This is a genomic window from Mesorhizobium sp. M3A.F.Ca.ET.175.01.1.1 (assembly GCF_004791945.1).
Taxonomy (GTDB): domain Bacteria; phylum Pseudomonadota; class Alphaproteobacteria; order Rhizobiales; family Rhizobiaceae; genus Mesorhizobium.
In genome coordinates this window covers 1-457 of sequence record NZ_SRTP01000074.1, presented here as the reverse complement: position 1 = coordinate 457, position 457 = coordinate 1, and the positions used below count along the sequence as shown (strand labels likewise).

1 protein-coding gene is annotated in these 457 nt (G+C 56.0%); it reads left to right on the top strand.

Features of this window, described 5'->3' with window-relative positions:
• A partial coding sequence (locus EN818_RS30795; protein ID WP_135906599.1) for a helix-turn-helix transcriptional regulator occupies window positions 1-183 on the top strand: 183 nt, incomplete at its 5' end.
• Between the last annotated feature and the right edge of the window lie 274 nt (window positions 184-457).

The window sequence follows — 457 nt, the reverse complement described above, 5'->3', positions numbered from 1 at the left end:
CGCGAATATGAGTGCCTGAGGTGGGCAGCGCGGGGTAATTCAGCCTGGGTGACCGGCCGCATCTTGGGTATCAAGCCACGCACGATCGCTTTTCATTTGGACAATGCCAAGAAGAAGCTAGGCGTGCGAACCCAAAATCAGGCTATAGCCCTTTTGGGGTCCGAAGGGTCCTCAATTCTCTGAGAAGCTTTCTGATCCCCTTGTGCTCGGGCCATTCGATCGCACGCCTTGTATCGAGCGTTGACTGGATGCCAAGATCTTCTGTTCCGCCGGCTCGGGCGATGCAGCCGTATTCTTCCAGTCCGCGCCGGTGCTCATAGTCTATGGGTGCTCGAGCGGGTGTTTCGTCGCTGACGAGCTAGTCGTGCGGTTATATAGTTTCCGAGGATGGCCCGCTTGCATACCTGCCTGCCGGTAATCTCTAAACCCTTAACTTAGGGCGATGGCTGTCGGTTAT